Source organism: Pseudoalteromonas ardens, assembly GCF_030125445.1.
GTDB lineage: Bacteria > Pseudomonadota > Gammaproteobacteria > Enterobacterales > Alteromonadaceae > Pseudoalteromonas > Pseudoalteromonas ardens.
Genome location: NZ_JASJUV010000001.1, coordinates 269,175 through 287,918 on the forward strand (window position 1 = coordinate 269,175; position 18,744 = coordinate 287,918).

General features: G+C 47.5%; 16 protein-coding genes. 11 read left to right on the plus strand and 5 right to left on the minus strand.

All coding sequences use genetic code 11. The features are described from left to right. Positions 1-90: 90 nt before the first annotated feature. Positions 91-285, plus strand: a complete 195-nt coding sequence (locus QNM19_RS00990; RefSeq protein ID WP_010380974.1) for a (2Fe-2S)-binding protein — start codon at positions 91-93, stop codon at positions 283-285. 58 nt (positions 286-343) lie between these two features. On the opposite strand, the gene bfr (QNM19_RS00995) is transcribed toward QNM19_RS00990, so the two are convergent. Together bfr (QNM19_RS00995) and bfr (QNM19_RS01000) are read right to left on the minus strand one after the other, a co-directional pair. Continuing rightward, a complete protein-coding gene (gene bfr / locus QNM19_RS00995) occupies positions 344-808 on the minus strand; it encodes a bacterioferritin (protein WP_010380977.1) in 465 nt (154 codons plus the stop codon). 9 nt (positions 809-817) lie between these two features. Continuing rightward, entirely contained in the window at positions 818-1,288 is a 471-nt protein-coding gene (gene bfr / locus QNM19_RS01000; RefSeq protein WP_010380979.1) for a bacterioferritin, read from the minus strand. 355 nt (positions 1,289-1,643) lie between these two features. On the opposite strand from bfr (QNM19_RS01000), the gene QNM19_RS01005 reads away from it, so the two are divergent. From QNM19_RS01005 to QNM19_RS01020, 4 genes are all read left to right on the plus strand, one after another. Next, positions 1,644-3,002 carry an AlkA N-terminal domain-containing protein gene (locus tag QNM19_RS01005; RefSeq protein WP_049865056.1) on the plus strand — a complete coding sequence of 453 codons (1,359 nt, stop codon included), beginning with the start codon at positions 1,644-1,646 and terminating at the stop codon, positions 3,000-3,002. Between the two features lie 26 nt (positions 3,003-3,028). Then, complete coding sequence (locus tag QNM19_RS01010) at positions 3,029-3,493, plus strand: methylated-DNA--[protein]-cysteine S-methyltransferase (protein WP_049865057.1); 465 nt, start codon at positions 3,029-3,031, stop codon at positions 3,491-3,493. Positions 3,494-3,581: 88 nt separating this feature from the next. Continuing rightward, on the plus strand, positions 3,582-4,397 hold the full coding sequence (locus QNM19_RS01015) for a type 2 periplasmic-binding domain-containing protein (RefSeq protein WP_049865058.1): 816 nt from the start codon (positions 3,582-3,584) through the stop codon (positions 4,395-4,397). 63 nt (positions 4,398-4,460) lie between these two features. Continuing rightward, positions 4,461-5,042, plus strand: a complete 582-nt coding sequence (locus QNM19_RS01020; RefSeq protein WP_010380985.1) for a thymidine kinase — start codon at positions 4,461-4,463, stop codon at positions 5,040-5,042. A 12-nt stretch (positions 5,043-5,054) separates the two neighbouring features. Here the strand turns inward: QNM19_RS01020 and rlmF are convergent, their stop codons facing one another. After that, a complete protein-coding gene (gene rlmF, locus QNM19_RS01025) occupies positions 5,055-5,921 on the minus strand; it encodes a 23S rRNA (adenine(1618)-N(6))-methyltransferase RlmF (protein ID WP_049865059.1) in 867 nt (288 codons plus the stop codon). 152 nt (positions 5,922-6,073) lie between these two features. Here rlmF and QNM19_RS01030 point away from each other — a divergent pair, with 152 nt between their 5' ends. Continuing rightward, positions 6,074-6,979: an alpha/beta fold hydrolase gene (locus QNM19_RS01030; protein ID WP_049865060.1), complete on the plus strand. Its 906-nt coding sequence runs from the start codon at positions 6,074-6,076 to the stop codon at positions 6,977-6,979. Here QNM19_RS01030 and QNM19_RS01035 read toward each other — a convergent pair whose 3' ends face one another. Then, on the minus strand, positions 6,980-8,425 hold the full coding sequence (locus tag QNM19_RS01035) for a tetratricopeptide repeat-containing sulfotransferase family protein (RefSeq protein WP_284026191.1): 1,446 nt from the start codon (positions 8,423-8,425) through the stop codon (positions 6,980-6,982). Positions 8,426-8,518: 93 nt separating this feature from the next. Then, positions 8,519-11,179, minus strand: a complete 2,661-nt coding sequence (locus QNM19_RS01040; protein ID WP_284026192.1) for a TonB-dependent receptor plug domain-containing protein — start codon at positions 11,177-11,179, stop codon at positions 8,519-8,521. A 445-nt stretch (positions 11,180-11,624) separates the two neighbouring features. Here QNM19_RS01040 and QNM19_RS01045 point away from each other — a divergent pair, with 445 nt between their 5' ends. From QNM19_RS01045 to QNM19_RS01065, 5 genes are all read left to right on the plus strand, one after another. Beyond that, the gene (locus tag QNM19_RS01045; protein ID WP_049865734.1) at positions 11,625-12,005 is read left to right on the plus strand and encodes a hypothetical protein; all 381 of its coding nucleotides are present in this window, start codon (positions 11,625-11,627) and stop codon (positions 12,003-12,005) included. Between the two features lie 114 nt (positions 12,006-12,119). After that, positions 12,120-13,487 carry a leucyl aminopeptidase family protein gene (locus tag QNM19_RS01050; protein ID WP_284026193.1) on the plus strand — a complete coding sequence of 456 codons (1,368 nt, stop codon included), beginning with the start codon at positions 12,120-12,122 and terminating at the stop codon, positions 13,485-13,487. Between the two features lie 152 nt (positions 13,488-13,639). Beyond that, entirely contained in the window at positions 13,640-14,755 is a 1,116-nt protein-coding gene (locus QNM19_RS01055; protein WP_284026423.1) for a sensor histidine kinase, read from the plus strand. Between the two features lie 2 nt (positions 14,756-14,757). Then, a complete protein-coding gene (locus QNM19_RS01060) occupies positions 14,758-15,591 on the plus strand; it encodes a LytR/AlgR family response regulator transcription factor (RefSeq protein ID WP_284026194.1) in 834 nt (277 codons plus the stop codon). A 440-nt stretch (positions 15,592-16,031) separates the two neighbouring features. Further along, positions 16,032-18,692, plus strand: coding sequence for a family 16 glycosylhydrolase (locus QNM19_RS01065; RefSeq protein ID WP_284026195.1), 2,661 nt, complete (start codon positions 16,032-16,034; stop codon positions 18,690-18,692). Positions 18,693-18,744: the final 52 nt, after the last annotated feature.

The window sequence follows — 18,744 nt, forward strand, 5'->3', positions numbered from 1 at the left end:
TTCTCATTATTTCCGCTTTTGTTGTTGATAACCATTTTTGTTTAGATTAAACTTGTCTGCAGTTAAGGTTATTGAGAATGGTTTTCAGTTATGTATATCTGCATTTGCCACGGTGTGACGGACAAAAAAATCGCCGAATCTATTGATGATGGCGCAAGGTCTATGCGCGATTTGAGCAAAGAGTTAGGTGTGGGATCTCAGTGTGGTAAGTGTTGTAACTGCGCAAAAAAAATACTGAACGAAAAGCTAATCGACATCGTGGATGTGACGGAGCAAGTTGCCTAATCAATTTTTCGTTCAAACCATTTTCTCAAAAAAAGGGCTTTAAAGCCCTTTTTTAGTATTACATTTGCGTCTGCAGGTAGTTTTCGATACCGGTCACTTTGATAAGGTGTTGCTGGGTCTCCAGCCAGTCGATTTGCTCTTCCTGCTCATTGAGAATATTGTCGAGCGCTTCACGACTAATGTAGTCCTGTTTTTCTTCACACAATGCAATCGCGTCAACCAGATCTCCCAAGGATGCTTGCTCAAATGCCATATTGGCCGCAATCATTTCCTCGCTGTTTTCACCAATTTTAAGTCGACCCAGGTCCTGAAGGTTAGGCAAGCCTTCCAGGAACAGAATACGCTCAATCAGGCGATCGGCATTCTTCATTTTTTGGATGGACGTTTTATAATCTGCTTTATCCAGTTGGGTAAAACCAAAATCCTTAAACATACGGGCATGCAGGAAATACTGGTTAATACCTACCAGCTCGTTTGCAAGTACGGTGTTCAGTGCCGTTATTACCGCTTTATCGCCTTTCATAATGACTCCTTACGCCAGCTGAGATTGCAGATAGTTTTGAATACCGATTTTGTCGATAAGACCGATTTGCTGTTCTAACCAGTAAACATGATCTTCTTCGGTATCAAACAACAGCTTTTCGAGGACAGCACGTGATTGATAGTCTTGCTCCTGTTCGCAGATCTTGATGGCCTGTTTAACGCTTTCTACCACTTCCAGCTCCAGCTTAAGATCGTTTTCCATCATAGATTTTACGTCGCTACCTATGAGCAGATCGCGGCGTTTAGTCATGTTAGGGACACCTTCAAGGAACAAGATACGCTTGATTAACCAGTCTGCGTGAGTGGTTTCTTCTTCCATTTCGTGATTAAGACGCTCATAAAGTTTGTTTAAACCCCAGTCGTCATACATGCGGGAATGAATAAAGTACTGATCGATGGCTGCGAGTTCATTGGCCAGTAGTGCGTTAAATGCATCAATTACCTGTTGCTTGCCTTGCATAAGTGTCACCTTAAATTCGTTCTAAATTGACGCCAGTGTACGTGTATATAATTTCATGTCAATAAAAAATCTATATAAATCAACATTTTAACAACTGATTATTATTCTCATTTCAGTTCAGTTTTTGGACTTTAAATAGCAATCAGATGCAATAGGACAGTGGGCTGGTTACGCCGTAGTGAGTTTCTGGTAGAGGTCAGGGGGATTTAGTACCCGGTCATCTCTACTCATATGACGCTAATACGCGCATAATAGGGGTATAACCCGTGGGTATTTTTTATTGGGTTCCGAATATGGCCAGTACCGTTGCACGACTGGTTTTACACTGAGTCTGAGTCACATAGAGAGTTGATGTATGTTTTCCTCAGAAGTTTGTGCCAGGGCACGACAGAGCCGGGATGCACGGTTTGATGGTTTGTTTTATGTTGCGGTGAAGAGTACGGGTATATATTGTCGCCCGATATGTCCGGCCCCTGCGGCAAAAGAGCACAATGTGCAGTATTACCAACATGCACATTGTGCGGCACAAGCAGGGTTTAGACCTTGCATTCGTTGTCGACCAGACAGTGCGCCTGGTAGTTATGCCTGGCTAGGCACTCAAACTACAGCTGTCAGAGCGAAAAGATTGATTGACGGTGGTTTTTTGGGCAGTGCAAGTGTGACTCAATTGGCCGACAAATTGGGAATTACGACACGATACCTGACTAAACTGTTTCAACAGTATTATGGTATAGCGCCTAAAAAATATGCGCTGTTTAAACAGTGTGACTTAGCAAAGCAGCTGTTGCAGCAAACAGCCTTACCGGTTACTCAGGTCGCGTATGCCTGTGGGTTTAACTCGCAGCGTCGTTTTAACGACGCATTCAGTCGGCTTTATCAGATTACGCCATCCAGCTTACGTCGCGGTGCTGAAGTGAGTCAGCAGATTGAATTAATGATGGCCTTTCGTCCCCCTTACAATTGGCAGGCGATGTGCGAATTTTTAGCGCATCGTTTGGTGACGCCTCTGGAGTGGTTAGAGGGCACATCTTATGGACGTAATTTTAGATTGGGCGATTATCAAGGTTACTTTACTGCGCATTATGAGGAGTCTCAGAACCGCTTCAGAGTAACGATTGAGATCAGCGATCTTAAAGGGTTACCTTTGGTGGTGAATAATATCCGCCGGGTATTGGATTTAGATGCGGACTCCGCGTTTATCAACACGCATTTACAGCAACATTGTAGTGACATGACGCTTCAGGACGGGCTGAGATTACCCGGGATCTGGACTCCTTTTGAAGCGGGAATACGCGCTGTTTTAGGGCAGCAAATTAGTGTTACGGCTGCCAGGAACCTAATGATCCAGTTAGTTGAACAGCTGGGAGAAAAGCAGAAAAATGGCACGTTTCAATTTCCCTCAGCAGACGTTATTGCATCATCTGACCTGTCGTTTTTTAAAATGCCTGAACGCCGTAAGCAGGCAATAATTGCCCTGGCGCAGCATCATGTGGACGATCCAGATTGCACACCAGAATCCTGGCTGGCAATTAAAGGAATAGGTCCCTGGACTGTGGATTATGCGAGCATGCGCGGGCTGAGTGCGCCGGATATTTATTTGGGTGGGGATCTCGGAGTGCAAAAAGCCATCGATAAGGTCGGGCAGATAGATGAGCCTGGCTGTGCGCCATTTAGAAGCTATCTGACTTTTCAGCTATGGCAGCAATTGAAATAATGACACGTTTATTCAGGGAGTAATTTATGACTATTCAAACCTATCTGGCCAGTCCGGTTGGCGATATTACTTTACAGGCAACTGATATGGGGCTGAGTTATGTTGGCTTCGCGCCCAAATCTGTGTACTCAGAGGGTAACAATGAGCACCTTAAGCGCGCCTGCACTCAGTTAACCGAGTATTTTGCCGGGCAACGGAGTGAGTTTGATGTTGCTCTGGATACTCAGGGCACGCCTTTTCAACAAGCTGTGTGGCAACTGCTGCGACAAATCCCTTATGGCGAAACAAATACCTATGGTTGGATGGCAGCCAGACTTGATAATCCGAAAGCGGTCCGCGCTGTTGGGGCTGCCAATGGTAATAACCCAATCAGCATTATCGTACCATGTCATCGCATTATTGGTGCAAACGGCAAGTTGACGGGATATGCCGGCGGATTGGAACGTAAATCCTGGCTTTTAGCCCACGAAGGGATAAAAATTACCCAGTAATGCAGGCTGTTCATAGCCAAGCTCTAAGGTGAGTTATATACTAAGAGAAAGCCCGACCTAAAGTCCTGTTTTAATGCGATTGACTGTAATGTCGTTGATATTTTTGTTTGTTTGCTGCCAGGCTGCTGCGAAAGTATCCATCAGACTGTGTTACGAAGATAAACATATTCCGCCATTTTTCCTGGGTAACGGGTTTGACGTGCCGCAGGAAAACCCAGGCGCAACCATTGAGATACTCAGGCACCTTGAAACCCAGGTGGGTGGCGTACAGTTTCAGTTTGTACGCAAACCCTGGCAACGATGTTTGTACGAAATAAAACGAAATCGTGTTGATGCTGTGATTGCCAGTTACCGAAAAGCGCGGCAAGCCTTTTTATCCTATCCACTTAATGAGGACGGTTCCCCCGACACGCTGAGTTCTATCAGCCGACTCGGTACTTGTCTGGTCGGCATGACACAACTAAAAACCGCGATTCACGAACGCAGTTACCCCATCAATCTGGCTGTGCCAAGAGGGTATTCAGTTGCCGACTCTGTCGGTAGCGATAAATACACCATCCTGAACACAGATTCACAAAGCGATGCGTTTGAGTTAGTACTCAAGGGCAAGGTACATGGCACATTTGGCTTGTGCCAGGTAGATGGTAAAGCGGTCGAAGCCTTTCCTTATCGAAAGCAGCTTGCTGCGGTTTATCCGCCGTTGGACATCAGCTTTGGTTACCTGACGTTCTCGAAGCAATTTAAAGCGCTGCATGCACCAACAGCAAAAGCCTTATGGTCTATGTTAAGTACCTCTGAGCTGCACCATATCTACATTGCGTACATTAATCGCCAAAGCTATCCAGGTGATACGCAAGACAGCAGTCGAACCCCCACAAAAGTGCCATGGCAGGTATTTGACTAGGCTGGCTTAATTGTCTGAGTTTGGGTAGACTATCGCGAATTTTTTAGCGGCAGATACGAGCATATGGCGCAACTTTATTTTTATTATTCGGCGATGAACGCCGGAAAATCCACCACATTATTGCAATCTGCATTTAATTATCGTGAGCGGGGTATGAATCCGTTTATCCTGACTGCTGCACTCGATGACCGTGCCGGCGTTGGTAAGGTCGCATCTCGTATCGGGCTTGAAGCAGATGCACATACGTACGAGCCAGCAACGGATCTGTTGCACCTAATCAACCAGTCGCATGATAAGCAAGCGCTGGATTGTATTTTGGTCGACGAGAGCCAGTTTTTGAATAAACAGCAAGTCTCTCAGCTAACTGATGTGGTTGATCTGCTGGGGATCCCGGTATTGTGCTACGGGCTCAGAACCGATTTTCGTGGAGAGCTGTTCGAAGGTGCCCAATATCTGCTGGCCTGGGCGGACAAACTGATCGAATTGAAAACGGTCTGCCATTGTGGTCGCAAGGCGAACCATGTTCTGCGACTGGATGCGGCCGGAAATGCAATTGCTGATGGGGCCCAGGTTGAGATTGGCGGAAATGACCGTTACGTGTCGGTCTGCAGAAAGCACTATAAGGCTGAGCTCAATAGACTTTGAGCTCATACTTAACTAAAAACACCAGGCGATAAAGCGGCTGACTTTTTGACCCTGGTGCATATCAATGACTTTTACTTCGCTTGCTTTGACCGCTTGCAGGGCTTTTTTCAAGGCGGGCAGATTGTCTTTTTTCGATACGAGTGAAGTGAACCAGCCAACCTGACCTGCAAAATCTTGGCTTTCGTGGATCATGGACTTAATGAACGCCAGTTCACCGCCCGGACACCATAGTTCAGGTGCATGACCGCCAAAATTCAACTGTCCGGTTTTTTGGGATTTGCCCAGATTACGCCACTTTCGTGCTGTTCCTGCTTGGGCTGCCTGCTCACTCTCATGAAAGGGCGGATTACACATCGTCAGATGGTAGGTATCTTTTGCGTTTATGATCCCATGAAAAATGGCCAGCTGATCTTTTTGCTGTTTTATTTTAATCCCCAGCCCATTCGCTTTCGCGATGGTTTGTGCCACCGAAACGGCCATCGGGTTGATGTCAGAGCCGGTAAACTGCCAGCCATATTCAGCTTGACCAATCAGCGGGTAAATCAGGTTCGCACCAGTACCAATGTCGAGGCAACGGATCTGCTTCCCGGTTGGGATTTCGCCCTGATTGTCATCGGCCAGTAAATCTGCCAGCGCATGAATATAATCAGCCCGGCCAGGGACGGGCGGGCACAAAAATGGTTCTGGTAATTGCCAGAGTTTGATCCCATAGTCGCTGGCAAGCAGTGCCTGATTCAATGCAACTACTGCAACGCGATCGCTAAAGTCTATGGTGTCGTCACCATGCGGGTTGTTGCGCAGGTGTTGCGTGAGTGCCGGATTTACCTGGCAAAGACGGGCGAAGTCATAGCCCTGTTGGTGTTTATTTCTGGGGTGCATTGAATGATTGTTATCTTACTTCATTGATACGCCATTATATCGAAATTATGCGTTTTGCGCTGCTTCTTTCCCTGCAAAGACCGAATGAGCCAGCTTGCGACGGTTAAACACTGCTGGTACGATGAGTTTAAAAAATCACGTAACAATCAGATATGATCATACAAAACTCGCTTTATGTGCCGGTTGGGGAAGGGTATCAGCTGCATCTTCGCCATATTTATCAGCAACAGAAAATGGGCCCTGCTGTGTTGCTTATCCATGGTGCTGTTGAAAATGGCAAGATCTTTTACACCCAAAGTAATAAAGGCCTTGCCCCTTTTCTGGCCGAACAGGGCTATCAGTGTTTTGTGGCGGATTTGCGAGGCAGGGGGGGAAGTAAACCTGCCATCAGCAAAGGTGATAAACACGGTCAGACAGAATCGATTGTTGAAGATATTCCCGCTATTCTTGCGCACATCACGGCAATGACCGGTAAGCGGCCTCAGTTCTGGGTTGCGCACTCCTGGGGTGGGGTGTTGTTGAATAGTGTTCTGGCCAGGTTTCCTGAAGAGATTGAACATATCAGTGCCTGTGTTTACTTTGGCACCAAAAGGAGCCTTTATAATCGGCACCCAGAAAAGCTGCTCAAGGCTAATGTGATCTGGTATATGTTGGCATTCTGGCAGGTCAGAAAGCATGGCTACCTGCCTGCTCGTCAGCTTAAATGGGGCTCTGATAATGAAACGCGTAAATCTCATGCACAGAGTGTGCAGTGGGCGAAACGCCGACCCTGGGTAGACAGCGATGACGGCTTTGATTACGCTGCCGCATTAAAAGATACGGCACTGCCACCGACTTTACATATAGCGGGGGTCAAAGACAAAGCACTGGCACAGCCAGTAGACATCAGGCAGTTTATGGCTGAGTCGGGCACAGGTATTATGGAAATCACTGTATATGGCCGGCGCTATGGTCATCAGCATGATTACGATCATATCAATATGCTAACGCACAGCGCCGCGCGTCACGACCAGTTTTCCGATCTACTGGCCTGGTTCGAACGTTACAGACAGACCTGATTAGTGCGGGTCGGGCAGCGCCAGTTCTTTTTTCATTTGTGCTTCGAACTTTTTCCAGTTCACCAGGGGAGCCGTATTCAATGGTTTACGCACCTGAGCTTTACTCAGTGTTGATACTACCTTGTGGCTTTTATAGAACTCCATACATTCAGGCTCGTACTTTTGATACATAAAGTTAAGTGCCTTGCGGATCTCCCGCTCCGGTTCCTCAAGTAACTTTTCGTAGCTCATAGTGTGAATGTTGCGTGGGAGCATCGTCTTAAAGTGCGTCATCACGTCATCGGTCAATTCGCTATATAACTGATACTCTTGTAAAGAGCAGAAGTAAGGCTCGTCTTCAGCAAAGTGATTGCTATACACTGACCAGGCATTTGGCATAAAGTCCCGGGTCATATGGATAAAGCGGGCGTCCGGGAACATTTTGTAGATTAGGCCAATATTCTGGAAATTGGCAGGCAATTTGTTGATCACGGCTTCTTCTGCAACTCGATGGCGTTTTATTTCATCGACGTATAAATTACGGCAATGGTCGAGCATTGAGGTACTCAGTGTTTTGGTGCAATCCGGAAAGGGCGCTTCGTTGCGCATGCTCAGGTAAGGCACAATATCGTCACTAATGACCGTACTTTCGCCCATGGAGCCTACCTGAGAGTGCTGGATCAACATTTGTTCCAGCAAAGTGGAGCCTGTCCGAGGCAGGCCAACGATAAAGACGGGGGTAAATGTTGCCCTGACTTTATCAGGCGGTCTTGAAAAAAATGCCTCATCAAAACTGCTTTTTAAATACTCAAAAAAGGGCTGCATGGCAGAGGTGTGAAAGTCACAGAGCGCGTGCTGGGCCGCATTGGCTTGCTGGTAATGTGCGAAAGCTGCATCAATATCTGTCAGCTTTTCATAGGCATGTGCTTTAGCGTAATGAACCACAATGTGTATTCTGGGGTTATCCAGGTCTGCATTAAGTGTATCGAGCAGTGCTAAATACTCGGTTAGCTTTTCGCCTTCTGTGAGTTTGATTAACTCGTGGAGCATGAAAACCGTAATGGCGGAATGAGGGCAAGATAAGCCAGCGTCAAACACATTTCGTGCGTTATCGATAAATCCATAGTCGAGATAAAATTGCCCTAAATGATAGTGAGCCTGGGCGTTATGCCTGGCAACACTCAGGGTGTATTCAAGTACTGTTTTTGCGTCAACGGGTGAGCCAACCGCGACAAACGCATCAGCCAGCGCATAGAGCGGGTCGAGCATTTTAGGCAAGTGTTCACAGGCGCGTTTCAGATAATAGATGGCGTTATCGTATTGTTCGAGCCGCATACAGATCCTGCCAAGGCCAAACAGGGCCTTGCCGTTTTTTGGATTCTGTTTAAGCACTTGTTTGAACATAAATTCGGCTTCGCGAAGCCGGTTTTCTTCGAGTAATTCGGAGGCTCTTTCTAGCAGTAACATGTGGTTATAAATAGTTTTTTTATACATGATAGAAATAAAAAGGGGAAATAGCTATAGCTACTTCCCCCTTTGTTTCTGGGTTACAGTAAGTCGTTAAAAGGTGTATGTTGCTTTTACGTAGTAGAAGCCACCGTTAATGCCAAATGGAGAGGTTTCGTAGTAGATACCGCCCCAGGTGTTTGACGGCGTAAGCTCTGTGTTGCCATCTTCCAGGAAGTCGACCACTTTCTCAGCATCCTGGTCGAAGATGTTGTTAGCACCGACCGTCAGGCTGATATTTTCAGTTGCGAAGTAAGTCAACTCGGCATCGAATGTGAATGTTGGGTCAGCCATGATAGCAGTTGCATCATAGTCGACGTGTACACCCTGGTATTCGCCATAGTAGTTGTAACGCAGGAAGCCTGAGAACTCTTCCCATTGTTGCGTCCAGGTATAGGTCGCTCGATGCTGTGGCAAGTCTTTCTCAAGACGAGCTACCTTGAAATCACCTGTGATGACAGAAAACTCGTCAACTTCAGTTTCATTCCAGTTATAAGCAGCACTGAAAGTGGCAAAGCCGCCTAGCAGGTCCATAGAGTAGTTAGCAACAACGTCAACACCTTGAGTTGTGGTATCGAAGTCATTGGTAAAGAAGGACACCTGCGCGATGCTGTCGACGTTAGGTACGCCATCCGCTTTCAAAGCTTCTTTTTGTGCCTGGGTTAAATCAATCTTATTCGATTGACTCAGACGGTCTTCCACCTGAATGTTGTAGTAGTCAATCGTCAGGAACCAGTCACCTGATTGATAAACACCACCGAACGTGTAACTTTGCGACTCTTCAGGCTGAAGCTCGGTACCGCCCAGGATCTGGGAAACTGGGTTAGTAGGTGGCAGCAGTGCCGAGTCAACCAACACACCACTACTCAAGTTGGTTTGTACGTTACTCACGTTTGCCTGGCCGACTGTTGGAGCACGGAAGCCCGAGCTAACAGAGCCACGTAACGCGATGTCTTCAGTAACATGATATTGCCAGGTTACTTTGTAATTGGTGGTTGAGCCAAATGAGTCATAATCTTCGAAGCGCAGTGCCCAACCCATTAAAAACTCTTCGGTGAATGGCGTTTCAATATCGACGTAAGCTGCGTAGTTACGACGCGAGAATTCCCCACCAGCTGAAGGCTGAAAGCCAGGGAAACCATTTGAACCGATACCAAACCCTTGGGTCGTTAATGGTCCTGCGATGAATGAGGCTTCATCACCCGGGATCACTTCAAAGGTTTCTTCGTGCCATTCAAAACCAACCGCGACGTTAACATCGTAGGCCAGATCAAAGTCATATCCTTTGGAGAAGTCGGCGTTAAAGTTCTTCTCAAGCTGAATGTACTTACCCGGGCTAAACTCCATTGGCGTGTCCGGACCCAACGACGCGTTGACCGTGTTAGTTATAAAGTAGCGGGATTCATTGCGGCCAACCGAGCCACTGAAATCGTAGTATGCACCTTTGAGGAAGCCATCAGTGAATTCCCCTTTGGTACCAATGGTCAAAGAAGTATCAGTAATGTTGCCGCCAAAGAACGGCGTAAAGCCTGCTGGCAGGATATTGTTAAATGCAAAACAGTTGGCAGCTGCAAGTGAATCTAATGCCGCTTGATCTGGCAGACCATTGGCCTGGATTTCAACCACAGGGCAGTTCAGCTGTTGGTCATAGCCATCCAATGAACCGACTAATACTGTTGGGGTTGCTGCATCCCAGGCCGCTTGTTGTGCTTCGTCTGTCAGGTGACGTCGTGCAGGGGCACCGTCGACATTACGGACCACACCGCCGTATACACCTGGACGCGTTGTTGGATTACGATAATAGAACCCGCCCTTCACATCGCGCTCTGAGTAGTTACCAAACATGTAAAACTGAGAATCGTTGGTCAGTTCAAGACCGACATTACCAAACAATGTGATGTCATCTTTGATTTCAGGTGCACCCCAAACCTGAGCCGGGTCTCTAACACCTTGTAAACCTGCATCTATAAATGCTTGCGCGTCAGGGCGTTGAACACTACGGCTGGTTGGATCGGCTTCTTTGTATTGGAAGCTTAGGTTAGCAAAACCTTGGTCAGTAAAGGGTAGACCTATGTTACCTTCGATGGTTGTTGTGTCGCCGTCGCCTTCATAATATTGGCCTTGTTTGACGGAAACGCTGCCGCCTTCTGAGGCATCCTTAAGTACAAAGTTCAGTACCCCGGCAATGGCGTCTGAACCATATTGTGCCGCAGCACCATCACGCAGTACTTCCACTTGTTTGAGCGCAATGCTGGGAATTACGGAAATATCCGGACCCTGAGCACCATCATTAATACCACCGCCCAGGAAGGCGATAACGGAAGAGCGGTGACGGCGTTTACCGTTGAGTAAGATTAAAGTAGAGTCTGCAGGCAGGCCTCGCAGGTTTGCTGGACGAACCAGACTGGCTGCGTCACTGATAGGGTTGGCGTGAACGTTGAGAGAAGGAACGGACCCTTTCAATAATTCCAGCATGTCGTCGCCACCGGCCTTGCTTATCTCGTCGCCACCGATGATATCGATAGGAACGGGAGAATCACCAACTGAGCGTGGTGCTGCACGTGAGCCCACCACAGCGATTTTTTCTATTTTTTTGTTTTCGGCACCAGCATCGGCCTCTTCTGCCTGAACGCTGGTTACCGCCAACCCCATTGTTGCTGTTGACGCTAATGCAAATTTAATCGCACGACTTAGCGCGTTTGTCTGTAGTTTCATCCTGTTTCCCCAGTTATTATATGTTGTCATTTCTTACAATATACACAAGTTGCACATCTTGTATTAACTTTATGTGTACTAGCTATTAAAGATAATTGCAAATATGTTCACTGCATCTTTAAAGGTAGCAGTGAATTTTACTAGGTCAAATTTTTCAATAACTTTTTGTTTGTGGTACAAAAAACAGTCTTTTTTGGGTTTTTTTAAGGTACGTATCAGCATGAAATATGTTCACCAAAATGTCATTATTGCGCAGTCCAGCGCACTTTTTTGTTGAAATGTTTAAAATGTGAACTGTTGTATTTTTCATCTAATTCGCCCATTTGTTATCGCCAAGCGGGTATTCGACTAATTGGTGAGGGACTGTTGGTCAGACTTATGTAGGCTAACGTCTCGTTTTTATTTCTGCTAGTATTGGCAATACTAAGATTTCCAAAGTATGTTAATGCGATTAATTAAAGTAGTGCACAAAGCGCCCATTCGAGTTGCAAGGATCAGCAAGAAGCGTCAGCAAATCAGGCTCCGACGTGCTTTGGTTGGATTGAAAATAGCGTTGGCTCAGGAAAAGCAAGAAACCCGTGAGATGCTGGATATTTATAAGCGATACCCTCAGGGTGGTGTGTCTAAGCAAGAGCTGGCGGCGGCAAATCAGCAGTTTTTTGATATTTTAAAAGGGCTGGGTCTCGGGGTGTTTGCTTTATTGCCTTTTGCGCCCATTACCATTCCGCTGATTGTGAAGCTCGGCCAGTGGTTAGGGGTTGACGTGTTACCCAGCTCTTTTACTTTGGGCAAAAAGTCTAAAAGCTCCAATAAATCAGCTGACTAAGAATCAACAGATAGCTGTTCCCACTTTATTACTGTGCTTTGTGCATCCAGTGAGTGAAATATTTTTCCCACCTTGGTATTCTCTTGTCAGGTTTATGTAATTCAAGAGGCACGTATGAGTAATTTACTTGTTCACTCATCACAAGGAATACCGGTACATTTTATTAAGGAAAACCAGCTTAGCGAATGGCTAGAGGAAAATGCGCCACAAGCCAAAAATATCACGCTGGCGACCAGACAGAAAACGCAAAAAACTTTACTGATCCCAGACGTTCAAAGTGGCGATATTCAGGCCGTACTGAGCCTGGTCGATTCACTGGATGATATGTGGCTGGCTGGCGATTTACCTGCTCAGTTACCGCAAGGCACATATCAACTGCAAGGTGATGATGCATTTGTTGAACAGGCTGCGCTTGGTTACTTGCTAGGTGCATATACGTTTGATGCGTATAAGAAAGCGTCTGCGCCGAGTGCAAAACTGGCGATTGAGTCAGAAACCATGTTGAAGAAACTGCAGGATCAAGCTGATGCCATTTATCTGGTCAGAGATTTGGTCAACACGCCTGCGGCGGACATGATGCCTCAACATATGGCAGAGATCTGTACAGAGATGGCAGCGCAATTTGGTGCACAGTTTACTCAAATCGTCGGTGATGAATTACTGGAACACAACTATCCAACGATTCATATGGTTGGCAGAGCAAGTGAAAACAAGCCTCGCCTGCTGGATTTGAGCTGGGGTGATGAACATGCACCCAGGCTGACTTTGGTCGGTAAAGGTGTTTGCTTTGACTCGGGTGGTCTGGATCTTAAACCGGCCTCCGGCATGCGTAACATGAAAAAAGACATGGGTGGGGCTGCTCACGTGCTGGGCCTGGCGCATATGATTATGGCGGCTGGTTTACCGGTGCGTCTGCGGGTATTGATCCCGGCGGTTGAGAATGCTGTGTCGCGCAATGCATTTCGTCCGGGCGATGTGATCCAGACGCGCAAAGGTCTGACAGTTGAAATTGACAACACGGATGCTGAGGGTCGCCTGGTATTGTGTGATGCACTGGCAGAAGCACAAGCGGATGAGCCGGATCTGTTGATTGATTTCGCCACTTTGACAGGTGCATGCCGGATAGCGCTGGGAACTGAGTTGCCGGGCTTCTATTGCACAGATCAGGAAGTGGCCAATGGTATGATTGCTCAAGGTAATGCACTTCAGGATCCAATCTGGCAGCTGCCTTTGTTCGATCAATACAAGGCCCTGTTTAAGAGCGATGTTGCAGATATGGCAAACTGTGGTTCTACGCCATTTGGTGGTTCAATCACCGCAGCATTGTATCTGAAAGAGTTTGTCGAGCCTGAGCAGACTCCTTGGGTACACTTTGATGTGATGGCGTGGAACATACGCGCCTTACCTGGCAGACCAGTTGGCGGCGAAGGACTTGGCCTCAGAGCTACCTTTGCGTATCTAGAGCAGCGCTACGCGTCGTAATTTATTCTGACTAATGTCAAAGTAATAAAAGGGCCTAAGTGGCCCTTTTTTAGTGTTTCCAAACGGGGAAAACTGACAGGCTCGGTTGCTATAATTTTAAAAAGTCTTAGAGTATCGAAGGTTATGCCCTTATTCTGAGTACCATTTTGTCCGTGTTTTCACCTCAACAATCTGAACTGGCACCGCTTGAACCCGAATCATCAGCATTGCCACATTTATCGAAACAGTTCTGGAGTTTGCAAATTGCTGGGTGGCTCGGCTATGCAGCTGTGGTGTTTCTGGCAATTATTCAGCCTCAGTTTGACGCGCCCGGTTTTAATCTGGCCGGACAGATCATAAACTTGGCGGTCGAAAGTCTCAGCGGCTTCATGCTCTCCTTGTTGCAGTGGCTTTTTATTCGCAAAATCATTCATCAGCCTTTGCAGCGCACCTTGGTTATCAGTTTTCTTTCTGCGGCCTTGCTTGGACTCATTTATAACGTCATTAAGCTCGCCAGCTATAAAGTCATCGTTCATGATCAGCGCTGGAATGAGGCCTGGACCATGCTGGAGTTTGGTGGCTGGTTGCTGTTCTCTTTGACCACTATGTTTGTCTGGACTTCGATATTTTTTATCATGCTGTATAACAGTCGATTACAAAAAGAGCATGAACGCTTGCTAAGAGCGCAGACCCAGGCAAAGGATGCACAGTTACAAATGCTACGTTATCAGCTTAATCCGCACTTTATGTTTAATACGATGAATGCCATCTCAACGCTGATCCTGAAACAGGATAACGACGCGGCATCAGAAATGCTCGATAAGCTTTGTGACTTTTTCCGTCACTCACTCGAGGCCACGCAAGGCAGCAGAATCCCGTTAAAAGAAGAAATTCAGCTGATTGAATTGTACCTGGCAATAGAAAAAGTCCGTTTTGGACACCGTCTGGCGGTGCGCTATGAGATTGAACCGCAAACGCTCAGGGCATTGGTACCCAATATGTTATGCCAGCCTGTTGTTGAGAATGCCATTAAGTATGCTATTGAGCCAAGTAAACAGGGAGGAGAGGTTACAATCTCGGCAAAGCAGCATTTACAACAACTCATTATAGAAATTTCAGACTGCGGCACAGGCTCGGATGAGGGGGCCGTTAAAGGGTTTGGCATAGGACTAAACAATGCTAAAACCAGGCTGGATGTGATGTATAACGGTAATTTCACCGTGTCTTTGAATAAAAATACAGCCGGGGGGAATACTGTGACCTTAGTGCTGCCATACGAGGTTGAATGACCATGACAAAACCACTGAGCGCCATCATAGTGGACGATGAACCCCTTGCGCTGGAGGGGCTGAGTCTCAGGTTGGCTAAAATCCCTGAAATAGAAGTGATTGGTCAGGCCGAAAATGGCGATGATGCGATCCGTTTGTGCCATGAATTGAGTCCGGACGTGCTGTTTTTGGACTTACAATTGCCCGGGCTCAATGGCATTGAAGTAGTTCAGGCGATACAGGCTGATGTTTTGCCTATGGTGGTTTTTGTCAGTGCTTATAGTGATTACGCCCTCGAAGCCTTTGAGCTTAATGCCATTGACTATGTTTTGAAGCCCGCGAACCTGGGTCGATTGCAAAAAACGGTGACCCGGATCCTGGAGCGTCGACAGCCTCGTCAGGCTGAGCAGGAAAAATATCGCCTGCTACAGGCACTGACTAAAACTTCTGGGTTGGATGTGGCTGAGTTAGAGTCCTGGCTGGAAACGGACAGCCCGTTGCCAGCAATGCAGGATAGAGAACTGGTTATTAAAAACAGTGATAATGAGCAGGTCTTTGTACCGATGGACACAATCCGCTGGATTGATGCAGCCGGCGATTACATGTGCGTGCACACTGAGTCAGAAACCCATGTTCTGCGCATTACCATGAAAAAGTTGCAGACTTTGCTGGATGAAACCCGGTTTGCCCGGATCCACAAGTCGACCATAGTTAACTTAAGTTATGTCACTGCGATTAAACCTATGCGAAATAACGAGAGCCTGGTGACGCTTAAAGGTCAGGTCGAACTCAAAGTCAGTCGCAACTATAGTCAGGCATTACATCAGTTTGTTGCTAAAAAGAAAACGTTGAGCTAGTTAGTTCGCGTAAGTACAAGCAAGAAATATCAGTCGGCAGCCAGAAGTATTACCTCTTCTGGTGCAACGCCTACAAGGTTTGGTGCAATATGTATGTACCCGATACCCTCCAAAAGCCAAGGAAAACAAAAGGCTAACCTTTCATCTTATTTTTGTATCGTCTTGTCGTGCACTATTGTGGCCCACGTTCTTGTGTCGCAGCAGCCGCCCGTGATGGCGCGTTTCCATTGTAACATTCAGGTTAATTTAACAGGATAGCCTCAGGAGCAGACCGAATTGGTCTCCGGTTCGCTGCTCATTCTTTGTAGTACGGACATTGCAACTGACTGCACCTGAGTGTGATTGATTGCAAATAACAAGTACAGCGGCTCTGTGCCAGACTGTAAAAAGAACACGTTCGCGCTACACAACAATCGGTTCGATTAGTTGGAACACACATTATGATAAAAGTTGCAAAATCCCTCACCAGTCTTGGTGTCTTGCTTTCGGTAGCTGGTTTAACTGGCTGTGGTGGCGACGCCAAAACCAACACTGATCTGAGCAAAACGGATCCTCAGACACCGGTCTCTGACTGGCAACTCGTCTGGCAAGATGAGTTTGATGAGACACAAATCAATACTCAAAACTGGACGCACGAAGTGAACTGCCTGGGTGGCGGAAATGAAGAACGTCAATGCTATACCGATGAGTCGGTCAATTCGTTTGTCAGCGATGGGACACTGAAAATAGTCGCGCTTCGCGCTGCGGAAGGTGCTGAAAAGCCCTATACATCTGCGCGCCTTATTACAAAACACAAAGCGGATTTTAAATATGGTCGCTTTGAAATGCGGGCAAAACTTCCCAGCGGGCAGGGCAGCTGGCCGGCATTTTGGATGCTGCCAACTGATGAAGTCTATGGTGGCTGGCCTAAATCAGGTGAGATTGACATAGTTGAAGCGGTGAACCTCAAAGCACAAGATGCGGATGGCATGCCTGAGGCCCATGTCTACGGTACCTTACATTATGGAAAAGATTGGCCTGACAATGTTCACTCTGGTAAAGCACATAGTTTGCCGGATGGTGTTAACCCGGCCGATGACTTTCATACCTATGCGGTTGAATGGCAAGAGGGAGAGATACGTTGGTATGTTGATGATTACCTTTATGCCACGCAGCGCCAGTCAGAGCCCCTGTATGACAGTAGCGGCAACGTATTCAGTCTGAAACACAGAGGGTGGTTCGCCGAGTATCATGATCAGGGCAGTGGTGAGCTGGTAACACACTGGGACAGTGCACCGTTTGATCAAAATTTTTACCTTATCCTGAACCTGGCTGTTGGTGGCAATTGGCCTGAAGCGGTTAATGAAACTGGCGTCGATGCTGATGCCTTTGCAAACGGGCAAACCTTCGAAGTGGATTATGTCCGGGTTTACCAGTGTCAGCAAAACCCGCAAACAGGCAAAGGCTGCGAAACGATCCGCGCCGGATGGGATTCATTGGATGATGCGCTGGTTGAAGGTAAAGCGCCCAGTCCACCGCCGCCTGCGACTTCAGGGGATAGTCTGCAAATTTTTGATGGTGAACTTAATAAAGACTGGCCAGCGTGGGATTGCTGTGGTGGCAGCGTGCCCGCTTTAGTCGAAGATGACACAGCTGGCATGGTGGTAGAGTTTAACGTGGGCAGTGAGCCTACGGTCAATGGGTTTATCTCTCGAGACCCAATGGCGTCTGATGCTGGCGGTAGTCCCAGCCCGTTCGATGCCTCTTCGTTGATTGAGTCCGGCGTTGTGCGTTTCGATTTGAAAGTGACTGCTGCGCCTGTGAATACTGAGGCGCCCTGGATGCTAAAAATAGAAAGCGCTAACGGAGAAAAAGCGGTTGAGCTTGCTTTGTCAGAAAGCGCTGAAGGTGCACTGCCGGCGGTTGGACAATGGCAAACCTTTACTTTCCCGCTACAGATGCTGGCAGAGCTGGGGCTGGACATCAGTAGTATTGATGCTTTGCTTATTTTTCCGGCGTGGGGCAGTGGCGAAGGCGCAGTGTATCGCGTCGCAGATGTTGCGATTGTGACACCAGACACAACCACCGCATTGGTGGTGTTTGAAGAGAGCGAAAATCCTGCCTGGCCAATGTGGGATTGCTGTGGCGGTTCTTTACCTACGGTTGAGCTAGACGATGATACGCACGGCAATGTTGCAGAGTTTGTGATCGGTGATACAGCAACGGTGATGGGCTTTATTTCCAGACAAGAGTTTATTTCAGCCGAAGGGGTTAGCGCGGCACCATTTGATGCCTCCTCTATTCTGTCTAACGGCGTAATCGAGTTTGATATGAAGGTGGTGAGTGCACCACAAGACGCCACTGCAGCCTGGTTCTTCAAAGCTGAATCTGTGGGCGCGGAAAGTGCTGCTGAACTGACCCTGGATAAGAGTATCCAGCAAACAGCTCCCGAGGTCGGCCAGTGGCAAACCTATACATTTACTTTAACGGATCTGGTGGCAGCAGGCCTGGACATCAGTGCGATTGACGTTTTAATGGTTTTTCCCAGCTGGGGCCAGGGAGCAGGTGCGGTATACCGCATAGATAACGTGAAGATTTACGATCCGAATCAGGCGGATGACTTTGCCGGTGAAGTGCTATTTGCCGATGACGTTAAAGCCAAATGGTCGCTGTGGGATTGTTGTGGCGGCTCCACCCCTACGCTTGAAAATGATGATATGACTCAGGGCATGGTAGCGGAATTTAAAGTTGGAGCCGAGCCTACTGTGATGGGGCTGTTTGCCGAAGACGGCCACTATCTTGATGCATCACCCTATCTGGAAAAGGGCTCGGTTCAGTTTGATCTCAAAGTAGTGACACCACCCAATGATAGCAGCGCACCCTGGAAGTTTAAGATAGAAGCGCTGGATGCCAGTTTTGCACTGGAGCTTAATCTGACCGACAGCCTGGAAGCAGTGGCGCCTCAGGTTGGCCAGTGGCAGACCTATACTTTCCCACTTCAGACACTGCAGGATGGTGGGGTGAATATCAGCGGCATTGACATCATCATGATTTACCCGGCCTGGGGGCAGGGCGAAGGAGCTGTATATCGGCTCGATAATGTGATGGTAGCAGCGCAATAAAACCAAACCGATGGCGTGGTATTGCCACGCCCAGACAGCGAAAATTATTCAA

Excerpts from the sequence above, each read along its gene's own strand:
- QNM19_RS00990 (WP_010380974.1), top strand. The coding sequence starts at position 91 with ATGTATATCTGCATTTGCCACGGTGTGACGGACAAAAAAATCGCCGAA.
- bfr (WP_010380977.1), bottom strand. The coding sequence starts at position 808 with ATGAAAGGCGATAAAGCGGTAATAACGGCACTGAACACCGTACTTGCA.
- bfr (WP_010380979.1), bottom strand. The coding sequence starts at position 1,288 with ATGCAAGGCAAGCAACAGGTAATTGATGCATTTAACGCACTACTGGCC.
- QNM19_RS01005 (WP_049865056.1), top strand. The coding sequence starts at position 1,644 with ATGTTTTCCTCAGAAGTTTGTGCCAGGGCACGACAGAGCCGGGATGCA.
- QNM19_RS01010 (WP_049865057.1), top strand. The coding sequence starts at position 3,029 with ATGACTATTCAAACCTATCTGGCCAGTCCGGTTGGCGATATTACTTTA.
- QNM19_RS01015 (WP_049865058.1), top strand. The coding sequence starts at position 3,582 with ATGTCGTTGATATTTTTGTTTGTTTGCTGCCAGGCTGCTGCGAAAGTA.
- QNM19_RS01020 (WP_010380985.1), top strand. The coding sequence starts at position 4,461 with ATGGCGCAACTTTATTTTTATTATTCGGCGATGAACGCCGGAAAATCC.
- rlmF (WP_049865059.1), bottom strand. The coding sequence starts at position 5,921 with ATGCACCCCAGAAATAAACACCAACAGGGCTATGACTTCGCCCGTCTT.
- QNM19_RS01030 (WP_049865060.1), top strand. The coding sequence starts at position 6,074 with ATGATCATACAAAACTCGCTTTATGTGCCGGTTGGGGAAGGGTATCAG.
- QNM19_RS01035 (WP_284026191.1), bottom strand. The coding sequence starts at position 8,425 with ATGTTACTGCTAGAAAGAGCCTCCGAATTACTCGAAGAAAACCGGCTT.
- QNM19_RS01040 (WP_284026192.1), bottom strand. The coding sequence starts at position 11,179 with ATGAAACTACAGACAAACGCGCTAAGTCGTGCGATTAAATTTGCATTA.
- QNM19_RS01045 (WP_049865734.1), top strand. The coding sequence starts at position 11,625 with ATGCGATTAATTAAAGTAGTGCACAAAGCGCCCATTCGAGTTGCAAGG.
- QNM19_RS01050 (WP_284026193.1), top strand. The coding sequence starts at position 12,120 with ATGAGTAATTTACTTGTTCACTCATCACAAGGAATACCGGTACATTTT.
- QNM19_RS01060 (WP_284026194.1), top strand. The coding sequence starts at position 14,758 with ATGACAAAACCACTGAGCGCCATCATAGTGGACGATGAACCCCTTGCG.
- QNM19_RS01065 (WP_284026195.1), top strand. The coding sequence starts at position 16,032 with ATGATAAAAGTTGCAAAATCCCTCACCAGTCTTGGTGTCTTGCTTTCG.